Annotated in this window: 10 protein-coding genes; all 10 read left to right on the top strand. The window is 46.1% G+C overall.

The window, feature by feature from the left end; translation table 11 throughout:
- Positions 1-1,466: 4Fe-4S binding protein (locus IID12_08095; protein ID MCH8289048.1), on the top strand; the 1,466-nt coding region annotated here is incomplete at its 5' end.
- Between the two features lie 45 nt (positions 1,467-1,511).
- Positions 1,512-2,528, top strand: coding sequence for a bifunctional oligoribonuclease/PAP phosphatase NrnA (locus IID12_08090; GenBank protein MCH8289047.1), 1,017 nt, complete (start codon positions 1,512-1,514; stop codon positions 2,526-2,528).
- A gap of 15 nt (positions 2,529-2,543) precedes the next feature.
- On the top strand, positions 2,544-3,098 hold the full coding sequence (locus IID12_08085; protein MCH8289046.1) for a dCTP deaminase: 555 nt from the start codon (positions 2,544-2,546) through the stop codon (positions 3,096-3,098).
- A 236-nt stretch (positions 3,099-3,334) separates the two neighbouring features.
- Complete coding sequence (locus tag IID12_08080) at positions 3,335-4,198, top strand: 4-hydroxy-3-methylbut-2-enyl diphosphate reductase (protein ID MCH8289045.1); 864 nt, start codon at positions 3,335-3,337, stop codon at positions 4,196-4,198.
- A 19-nt stretch (positions 4,199-4,217) separates the two neighbouring features.
- Positions 4,218-5,099: a pyridoxal 5'-phosphate synthase lyase subunit PdxS gene (pdxS, locus tag IID12_08075; protein MCH8289044.1), complete on the top strand. Its 882-nt coding sequence runs from the start codon at positions 4,218-4,220 to the stop codon at positions 5,097-5,099.
- Positions 5,093-5,698 carry a pyridoxal 5'-phosphate synthase glutaminase subunit PdxT gene (gene pdxT, locus IID12_08070; protein ID MCH8289043.1) on the top strand — a complete coding sequence of 202 codons (606 nt, stop codon included), beginning with the start codon at positions 5,093-5,095 and terminating at the stop codon, positions 5,696-5,698. Before pdxS ends, pdxT begins: the two co-directional genes overlap by 7 nt.
- Positions 5,699-7,600, top strand: coding sequence for a 1-deoxy-D-xylulose-5-phosphate synthase (locus IID12_08065; GenBank protein ID MCH8289042.1), 1,902 nt, complete (start codon positions 5,699-5,701; stop codon positions 7,598-7,600).
- 57 nt (positions 7,601-7,657) lie between these two features.
- Complete coding sequence (locus tag IID12_08060; GenBank protein ID MCH8289041.1) at positions 7,658-8,875, top strand: hypothetical protein; 1,218 nt, start codon at positions 7,658-7,660, stop codon at positions 8,873-8,875.
- Complete coding sequence (locus IID12_08055) at positions 8,875-9,198, top strand: hypothetical protein (GenBank protein ID MCH8289040.1); 324 nt, start codon at positions 8,875-8,877, stop codon at positions 9,196-9,198. The genes IID12_08060 and IID12_08055 overlap by 1 nt, the downstream gene beginning before the upstream one ends.
- A complete protein-coding gene (locus tag IID12_08050) occupies positions 9,198-10,187 on the top strand; it encodes a P-loop NTPase (protein MCH8289039.1) in 990 nt (329 codons plus the stop codon). Before IID12_08055 ends, IID12_08050 begins: the two co-directional genes overlap by 1 nt.
- The last annotated feature ends 106 nt before the right edge of the window (positions 10,188-10,293 follow it).

Here is a 10,293-nt window from a genome sequence, read left to right as displayed (position 1 = left end):
CGGCGGATGAATCGGTCGCGAGAAGTTTGATTCCCGCGGGAACCGGCGCACTCCGCGACTTCAGCTATATTGCGCCCGATATACCGGAATTGATTCCGGATGCATGTGTGGGCTGCATGGATTGTGTTACCGAATGCCCCGACACAGCGATACTCGGAAAGGTGATGAGACCTGAAGATCTCGAAACCCATACGAATAATATTGAAAAATCGGATATAAGGGATTGGGTCAGGAATCAGTTTTCGGAGACCAACAAGTATTGGAACGTATACGAAAAAAAGGGTAAAGACCCCGGGCTTTTCGGGATTTTTATCGATCCGACCAAATGTAAAGGGTGCGGCGAATGTGTTGAAGTTTGCGGTGATCATGGCGCTCTTAAGATGATAAGAAAGACCGAGGAGAATCTTCCTGTTTATCAAGATAGTTGGAAGGCTTACGAGAACCTGCCTCCTACTTCTACGGATTTTATTCAGGAGAAAATCCTTCCGGATATGATGCTATCGGATGACAGCCTGTTATATGTGGGAGGTGCGGGTTCATGCATGGGCTGCGGAGAAGCAACCGTTCTCAGGATGATGCTTGCCGCAACAGGATTCGTTTACGGCAAAGAATCTATCGGTATAGTGGCTGCAACAGGCTGCAACACGGTTTACGGTTCCACTTACCCGTATAATCCGTATTTAGTTCCCTGGACGAATTCTTTGTTCGAGAACGCTCCCGCCGATGCGATGGGAGTGAGAGCCCGTTGGAATCAGATGGGATGGGAGGACAAGAGGATATGGGTTCTCGGAGGTGACGGGGCAATGCTCGATATCGGATTCCAATCGCTCAGCAGAATGATGGCTTCCGGGATGGACATAAACGTGCTTATTCTGGATACACAGGTTTATTCGAACACCGGGGGGCAGGCTTCAACCGGAACGTTTCTTGGACAGGAAGCGAAAATGTCCGTACACGGAACAGTTATCAAAGGTAAAACCGAAAACCGGAAAGAATTAGGCAATATCGCAATGATGCATCCCAACGTATTTGTCGCTCAGACTACCGCAGCCCATACTAATCATTTTTATAAGGCGATAATGGCGGCGAACGAGTTCCCGGGTCCCGCGATTGTGAATACTTTCACCACATGCCAACCGGAACACGGCGTTGCGGACGACATGGCGGGTCATCAGGCTAAACTTGCGGTAAACAGCCGGGCTTTCCCGCTCTTCGTTTACGACCCGAGGAACGGCGAAAAGTTCAGTGAACGACTCAGTCTTGCCAGTAACCCCGCTATTAAAGAAGATTGGTACACGAACCCTAAGACGGATGAGGTCATCGACTTTACCTATTTCGCCAGAACTGAAGGCAGATTTGCTAAACAGTTCGACAAAGAGGGAAACCCTTCAGAAGCGATTTTAGCATCGAACGAAGACAGACTGAGAAACTGGCGGTTACTCCAGGAACTTGCCGGAGTTATTTAAAAGATTTATCATCTTTTAAATATTGTTTAGGAAGGAATTACCGGCTTGAATGAAAACGTAATGAGAGATTTTGAATCTATCAGGTCCGTTATAGAAAAAGGACAGTGTTTCCTGATTACTACCCATGTAAACCCTGACGGCGATGGGATCGGTTCCGAAATAGCATTATATCAATATCTAAAATCAATCGGGAAAGAACCACATATAATTAATTGTTCGTCTATGCCCGATAACTTCAGGTTTTTGGTATCTAACCACGAGGTGGAAGAATTTGATGAGGAAAAATCCACCGCTCTGTTTCCGGAATTTGATACCGCTTTCGTGCTCGACATCGGTAACTACGACCGATTGAAGGAAGTAGGACAATTGATCACTTTTCATAATATTCCTACGGTATGTATCGATCATCATCCGAAGGAAGAAGATAAATTTACCCATTACTACCTGGACACGACCGCATCGGCTACGGGGGAACTGATCTACGATCTTCTGACGGGTTTGAAAGCCGAGATCACTTTTTCAATGGCAGAGTCTATTTACAGCGCCATAATGGCTGATACCGGCTCCTTCCGATTCAGCAATACAAGTGAAAAGGCGCACACGATAGCAGCGAAATTGATCGGGTTAGGAGTAAACCCCGAGCGAGTCTGGAGTTTTGTGAACGGTGATGTTCCGCCCGAACGGATAGCGTTGCTTTCCGAAGCTATGAGCCGGATAGAGTACGCCGCCGATGGAAAGTTCGCATGGTGTGTTATCAATAGAAATATGCTCAAAAGAGCAGGGGCTCAGTCGAAGGATATCGAAGGATTTGCTGACTTTCTTCGAAATATTAAAGGTGTTAAAGCGAGCGTAGTGGTGCTCGAAATTTCTGACGAAGTGACGAAGCTGAGTTTTCGCTCGAAAGAAAAATTTGACTCGAACGATTTCGCCCGCAGGTTAGGGGGTGGGGGTCATAAATATGCTTCGGGGGCTCGCGTAACCGAAGGATATAAAAAACTGATACCAAAAATGTTAGCAGAAGCGGAGCAGCTCATGTCCGATACCTATAAGAACAATTCTTAATATGAAAGGAGATTGATGTCAGTCAGACCGGATAATTGGATTGAAAGAATGTCGCGAGAACATGGCATGATAGAACCGTTAGAATCCTCACAGGTGAGTGACGGAGTCATATCCTACGGTATTTCATCGTACGGATACGATTTGAGGGTATCGGACGAGTTCAAGATATTCACGAACGTTAATAATGCGATTGTGGACCCGAAGAGCTTCGATAAAACTTCGTTTGTCGATTTCAAAGGAGACGTTTGTATCATACCGCCTAACAGCTTTGCGCTCGGACGCTCCGTGGAATATTTTCGGATTCCCCGGAACGTCATAACTATTTGCCTCGGAAAGTCGACCTATGCGCGTTGTGGAATAATAACCAACGTTACTCCCTTTGAACCGGAATGGGAGGGACATGTCACTCTCGAAATATCGAACACGACTCCCCTTCCGGCAAAGATTTACGCTAATGAAGGGATCGCTCAGGTTTTGTTCTTTGAATCCGATGACGAGCCGACAATTTCTTATGCTGATAAAAAAGGTAAATATCAGGGTCAGAAGGGTATCACGACCGCAAAACTTTAGATGAGTTATAAATTATCTGCGGGTAACGGTTGCAGTCAGAGCCGGTCTTATTTAGGCGGCTGACTCATCGCCGACGAAAGATTTCCCCCTGATGCTTAAAATTAGAAACCCAATCCCAAAAATACTTGAGAATTTCCCATCTTTAGGTTATATTCAGCCGGATAGATACGGATCGAAGTTAAAATAATATATAATAGTAACTTAGTTCGTTTTTCTTTAGAAAGGATACTGTTAGATTGAAAGTTACGCTTGCGAGAGGTTCCGGATTTTGTTTCGGAGTGCGTGATGCCGTGGAGATGGCGCACGAAAGCGCCGGGGAATTCGGTAATGTCTTCATGCTCGGGGACATCGTCCATAACGAACATGTAGTGCATCAACTGGATGACGCGGGAGTGCTCGTTGTAAACGATCTCGATAAAGTCGAAGGTGCGCCGGTGCTCTTCAGGGCGCACGGTACATCTACCGATGTATGGAAGAATGCAGAGGAGAAGGGATTAAATATAATTGACGCTACGTGCCCGCTTGTCACACAGATACATGAAGAAGTGAAACAGCTTGCGGAAGAAGGGAGGCAGGTGTTCATAATCGGAGATCACGGACATGACGAAGTGGTAGGAATAGCATCCCAGGTGGACGGAGCAACGGTCTTAAGCACACCCGAAGAGGCAGAGGCGCTCAGGAAGATGAAAAAGATAGGAGTAGTATCTCAATCCACGCAAACGATAGAAAACGTGCAGGAGATTTTGAACGTTCTCGTAACAAAGGCGGCAGACCTGAGATTTATAAACACTATATGTTTTCCGACTACACGTAACCAGAACGCCATAAAAGAGCTTGCCAGCGTTAATGACGTGATGATAATTATCGGTTCTTTTACAAGCGCTAACACTAAAAGGCTCACGTCAATTTCAAGGAAGATCAATGAGAATACGTATCAGGTTCAAGCAGCTGACGATTTAGAGAACGGATGGTTCTCGGACATCGACACGGTCGGGGTATCGGCGGGAGCATCCACACCTGATATTCTGATACAGAAAGTAATCTCGAGACTGAACGAAATCTCCATCGAAATCGAAACTGCCGAAGCGCAGCCGGCATGAATATATTGAGGACAGAGTAATGGACAACGGATCATTCGAAATAAAAGTAGGGCTTGCGGAGATGCTCAAAGGCGGCGTAATTATGGACGTTACCAACGCCGATCAGGCCAAAATCGCTGAAGATGCGGGAGCAGTAGCCGTGATGGCTCTCGAACGCATTCCGGCGGATATCCGCGCGGATGGCGGCATCGCACGGATGTCTAATCCGAAAATGATAAAAGAGATTCAAAACAAAGTGAGCATTCCGGTTATGGCGAAGTGCAGGATCGGTCATTTCGCTGAGGCACAAATACTCGAAGCGTTGGAAGTCGATTTTATCGACGAATCTGAAGTATTGACTCCGGCAGATGAAAAAAATCATATTGATAAAAACCGTTTTAAAATACCGTTTGTCTGCGGTTGCAGGGACCTTGGAGAGGCGTTGAGGAGAATCGGCGAGGGTGCCGCTTTGATCCGCACAAAAGGCGAGGCTGGTTCCGGTAACATAGTAGAAGCGGTCAGGCATATGCGTTCGGTCATGAGTGAAATCAGAGCGCTCACGGTGATGTCGGAGGATGAAATTATGGCGGAGTCGAAACGGCTCGGCGCGCCCTTTGAATTAGTAAAGCAGACAGCCAAGTTAGGAAAACTTCCTGTTCCGAACTTTGCCGCCGGCGGGATAGCCACTCCCGCGGATGCCTCGCTGATGATGCAGCTGGGAGCGGAGTCGGTTTTTGTGGGTTCAGGTATCTTCAAGTCCGATGATCCACCTGCGAGAGGAAAAGCGATTGTCGAAGCGACGACCCATTGGGATAACCCGGAAGTGCTCGCCCGTGTATCAGAGGGTCTGCTTGATGCGATGAAAGGTCTCGATATATCGGAAATTCCGAAAGAACAACTTTTGCAGGAGAGAGGTTGGTAGCGGTAAAACCGATGAAAACGGTCGGTGTGTTAGCGCTTCAGGGTGATTTCGATAAGCACCTTAGGGTACTTTCTTCACTCGGCGTAAAGGGATTACCCGTTCGTAATGAATCAGAGTTTGCTTCACTCGATGCCCTGATTATACCGGGTGGCGAGTCAACAACCATGACACACTTGATAAAGGAGAATGATCTCGAGCCTGTCCTCAGAAAATTTGTTAAAACCAAACCCGTAATGGGCACTTGTGCTGGTTTGATCCTGCTTGCGAATCAAACGAAATCTGAAAAGGTGCTCGGTCTCGGTGCGATAGACCTGAATTTGGAAAGAAACGGTTTTGGCAGACAATTACATTCTTTCTCGTCGGACATATCGCTTGATTTCACCAACGGTACGCCGTTTCACGCCATATTTATTCGGGCTCCGAAAATACTCAATCTCGGTGAGGGTGTTGTTCCTTTAGCAATGCTGAGCGATGAGGTGGTAATGGCAAGAAATTCCAACGTTATAGTAGCTTCATTCCATCCTGAACTCACGGATAATAGATCAATTCATAAATATTTCATCAACCAATTAGTCGTATCGGAGGAAAATTCAAATTAGATGTCCGAAAACCTATTAAATTCGATTAAACTTCCTGAAGGAATAAAGGATCTTTCCATTGAAGAGCTGAAGATTCTCAGCGGTGAAATCCGGGACAGAATCATAAAAGTTGTAACGAAAGTCGGAGGACATTTCGGAGGACCTCTCGGTGCAGTTGAATTAACGGTGGCTCTGCATCATGTCTATAACAGCCCTTATGACAGAATGATCTGGGACGTGGGTCATCAAGCGTATGCCCATAAGATTCTAACCGGAAGAAATGACAGGTTCGAATCTATCAGACAATATCAGGGACTCTCCGGATTTCTGAAACGCGCTGAAAGCAAGCATGATGCGTTCGGGGCGGGACACGCGTCCACTTCGATTTCTTCGGCGCTCGGGTTCGCAAAAGCGAAGGAATTCTTAAATAAGGATAATAAGGTGGTCGCCATTATCGGCGATGGAGGAATGACGGGTGGACTTGCGTTCGAAGCCCTCAACAACACCGGGCAGCTCAAGACGGATATGCTCATAATCTTGAATGATAACGAAATGTCTATTTCCAAAAATGTCGGAGCGGTATCACAGCTCTTCACCCGCATGCTCACCAACCCGTTATATAACAGGGTGAGAGATGAAATCTGGAATTTGACGGGTAAATTACCTATCGGAAAAAAACAGATTCGATTCCTTGCAAGGCGAATCGATGAAGGACTAAAAGCTTTGATAGTTCCGGGAATATTTTTCGAAGAACTTGGAATAAGATATTTCGGACCGATAAACGGTCACGACCTCGACGAACTCGTACCGACGTTAAAGAAGCTGAACTTGATCAAAGGTCCTGTACTCCTTCATATAATTACCCGAAAAGGGAAAGGCTATGAACCCGCTGAGATCGACCCCGTAACCTGGCATGGAATAAAAGGGAGTGGGAAGAGCTCTAAGCCGCCGGCTCCCGACTATCTTAAGGTCTTTGGTGACGTAGCTTGTGAACTTGCCGAAAAAGATAAACGAATATGTTTGATCACAGCCGCCATGAAAGAGGGTACCGGATTGGTCGAGTTTGCCGAAAAATTCCCGGAGCGCTTTTTTGACGTAGGTATCGCCGAAGGCCATGCCGTTACCTTCAGCGCCGGGTTGGTGGCTGCAGGGATGAAGCCGATAACGGCGATCTATTCGACATTTTTGCAAAGGGCGTTCGACCATCTGATTCACGACGTGTCAATACAAAATCTTCCCGTAATCTTTGCGTTGGACAGAGCTGGTCTCGTCGGACCGGACGGCCCGACTCATCACGGAGTTTTCGATTTATCTTATCTATCCACTATTCCCAACATGACGCTGTCGGCTCCAAAAGACGGAAACGAACTTAGAAGCTTATTGTACACGGCGGTAAAAAAAGCGAAAGGTCCGTTTGCTATCCGCTATCCCAAGGATTGCTCTATAGCTTATGATCCGCAACTCGAACCGGAAAACATTAAAATCGGATCATGGGAGATTCTGGAGGAAGGGCAGGAGATAGTACTTCTTGCAGTCGGAGCGATGGTTGAAAACGCGCTGAAGGCACGTGAATTATTAATTGACGAAGGCATCTTTGTCGGGGTGGTAAATTGCAGGTTCGTCAAACCCTTTGACAAAAAAATGATGAAATCGTTATCTCGAGAATACCCGGTTCGTATAACGATTGAAGAGAACACCATCATGGGTGGATTTGGCGCCAACCTGAGAAATTGGTGTTCCGATAATTCTATCAAAACGGAGAGATTTTTCACGCTCGGTATTCCTGATGATTTTGTAACGCATGGTTCAAGAAATCAGCTTCTCGATGACGTGGGTCTTTCTCCGGAAAAGATAACAGAATTTGCGGCTGCCGTACTCGGGGAAAAGGTGAAAAGCGGAGATGTCAAAGAGTTGGTTAAATAGTTAAATCTTTGGACTTCTGTTAAAACGAATAGTTACAGAAACCAAGGGAATTTTATCATGAAGATAACAAGTATCATTTTTATGGCGCTTTTAAGTGTTCCTTCTGCGCACGCTCAACAACCCGATCTGAGAGAAATTCGATATGCAACTTATGATGATTACACGAGAATAGTATTTGAATTTTCCGGAAAGGTTAAGCCTCTTATCAAAGATTTGACAGCCGAACAAAATAGGGTGGAACTGATATTCAGTGCGGTTAATATGACTTCAAAAGTAAAAAGTTTATCCATTAACGATGGCTTGGTCAAGGAATTGTCTGCTGTCGTTATGTTTGACGGAATAAAAGTCTCTATCGAAATTATGGCTGCGCGCTCCACCTTGCGGAATCATTATTTTGAGCAGCCGGACAGGGTTGTTCTGGACATTTACAAGGCTGATGAAAGCCAGTTGAGCTCCGCTGAAAAATTTCTTCAGGAGGGAATCGAGTTTTTCAACAGGAAGGAATACGACGAAGCGATAGCTAAGCTCAGACAGGCATTGAGAATTCGACCGGGATATTCCGACGCATATTTTTATGCCGGTATCATCCGGAAGGAGCGGAATCAGCTGGATATGGCGAAGTTCAACTTTGAAAAGGCTCTCACTGACGAGGAAAAATGGAGTGAATCCCATTTACACCTCGCGGATATCCTGTTAACAGAGAGAGACACAGCGTCGGCAATAAGAGAGTTGTCCAGATACGTAGCAGTGGGAAAATCGGAAGCAAAAGTGATACAGGCGGAGGCGCTGCTTTCCACTCTCACAGGGTTTCCAAGCATTGAGTCTCCCGCAGAAAAACCCTCTGAAATGGATGACGAAGTGTTCACTAAAAACCGGATTTATCTCTATTCCATTATAGGGATATTACTGTTAGTTATCGCGGGGTTGAGTGTTTTCGTATATCGCGACAAATCGGGACATAATAGTGCATTACGTTCCGATAACCCGGGCGATCACAAAACGGACGGGAAACCGATAGAAGAATCCGGCTCCGAACATGAGGAGAAGATTGAGTCCGCTGCTGAACCTGTTGAATCCGAAAATATTATAGACAAAGAGACCGCAGAGCAACCGGAAAAGGGTTCAGGAAATAATGAGCGCTGGCTTAAAACAGACAAAGAGGCAATTGCCGAGGTTGACCGGCTTATGGATAAGTTTGAGGAATTGGAAGAAGATGGAAAAAAAATCGACACTGAGATCTCCGATGTGATGAAAGAGATGAACGAAAAAGACTGATGCAGAACCTGTCAGACGACGAACGACGCGATATAGATGACCTTGTGAATAATCTCAAGCCGGAGGGTATCGAGGAAAAACCGGCAGAAGAGGAAATCTCGCACGACGGATCCAACGGCGAAGGTTTTCCGGAGACTGCCGAGGATACAACAATTTCGGAAGAAGATAGTCCTGAAGCTCTGACCAGGGATAGTTCTTCTGTCGAACTGCTTAAGCTGGTTTCGCTTCAGAATGAAAAGTTAGGAATCCTAAATAAGAAAGTGGACGTTTTAACTCGATTGGTTGAATTGATACTCAGAGCGAATCTTGAGGACGTGGGCTGATGGCGCGTGGGGTGATATGGGCTGTCGGGGGTGGAAAAGGCGGAGTAGGGAAGAGCATGTTTTCTGCTAATATAGCGGTTGGGCTCGCGAAACTCGGCAAAAAAGTCATAGTTGTGGATACCGATCTCGGCGGTGCAAATCTGCATTCTTATCTCGGAATCAGCGCACCGCAGTCGACCATTTATGACTTCTTCCTGAGAAGAGCGTCCACGCTCGACGAACTGCTCATGGAAACTTCAATTGACGGTTTGAAGTTTCTTCCGGGAAGCAATGAGATTGTAGGGATGGCGAATCCGAGATATTTTACTAAACTCAAATTCATGAGACATATACAACAGCTTCAGGCTGAATATATCCTCCTCGATGTAGGCGCCGGAACTTCATACAACACGCTCGATCTTTTCTCAATGGCGGATACCGGTATTATCGTTACAATCCCTGAAAAACCTGCAATCGAGTCTGCATACGGGTTTATTAAGGCATCTATTTACCGAAAACTTTTAACGGTATTTCAAAAAGACCGGAAGCTCCATGACCTGATCGATCAGGCGCGGAATCCCATAAACGATGCCGGGATTCGGAATATTAGGGAGCTGATTGAAAAGGCGGGCCTTGTCTCGCCCGAATCTGTTAACGATTTAAAATCAACGCTTGATTCGATCGATCTTCGAATTGTAGTTAACTTTGTCCAGAACAGCCATGAGGGTTCTGTAGGAATCAAAATGGTGGAATTGGTAAAAAAATACTTGTCCATCACGCCGGAATATGTCGGTGGAGTGCCGTTTAGCGGCAAGGTGAGAGAATCACTCGCAAACCAGACTACACTCCTGATGGAAGACAGCGAAGACGAGGCGTCAGCGGCGCTTGTCTTTGCTACTCAAAAGCTGACCATACCCCGTAATTCGAATGCAAAACAGGATGAGATTAACGCTCAGAAAGAAGAGGCCGCGGTTGAATCCGAATCCGAGAGCGAAGAGAATATTAAGTAAGATTGGCTGAGAATGAGCGATAAAAAGAAATTGTTTGAGGAAGCGAAGAAGAGATGGGAGGAGGCGTATCACGCATCGAATATGCGTGACGCAGATTTTGAGACTA

The sequence above is a fragment of the Candidatus Neomarinimicrobiota bacterium genome (assembly GCA_022567655.1).
GTDB lineage: Bacteria > Fidelibacterota > SORT01 > SORT01 > SORT01 > JADFGO01.
The sequence above is the reverse complement of the archived record's forward strand: the minus strand, read 5'-3'. Positions and strand labels throughout refer to the sequence as shown.

Excerpts from the sequence above, each read along its gene's own strand:
- IID12_08085 (MCH8289046.1), top strand. The coding sequence starts at position 2,544 with ATGTCAGTCAGACCGGATAATTGGATTGAAAGAATGTCGCGAGAACAT.
- pdxS (MCH8289044.1), top strand. The coding sequence starts at position 4,218 with ATGGACAACGGATCATTCGAAATAAAAGTAGGGCTTGCGGAGATGCTC.
- IID12_08065 (MCH8289042.1), top strand. The coding sequence starts at position 5,699 with ATGTCCGAAAACCTATTAAATTCGATTAAACTTCCTGAAGGAATAAAG.
- IID12_08060 (MCH8289041.1), top strand. The coding sequence starts at position 7,658 with ATGAAGATAACAAGTATCATTTTTATGGCGCTTTTAAGTGTTCCTTCT.
- IID12_08055 (MCH8289040.1), top strand. The coding sequence starts at position 8,875 with ATGCAGAACCTGTCAGACGACGAACGACGCGATATAGATGACCTTGTG.
- IID12_08050 (MCH8289039.1), top strand. The coding sequence starts at position 9,198 with ATGGCGCGTGGGGTGATATGGGCTGTCGGGGGTGGAAAAGGCGGAGTA.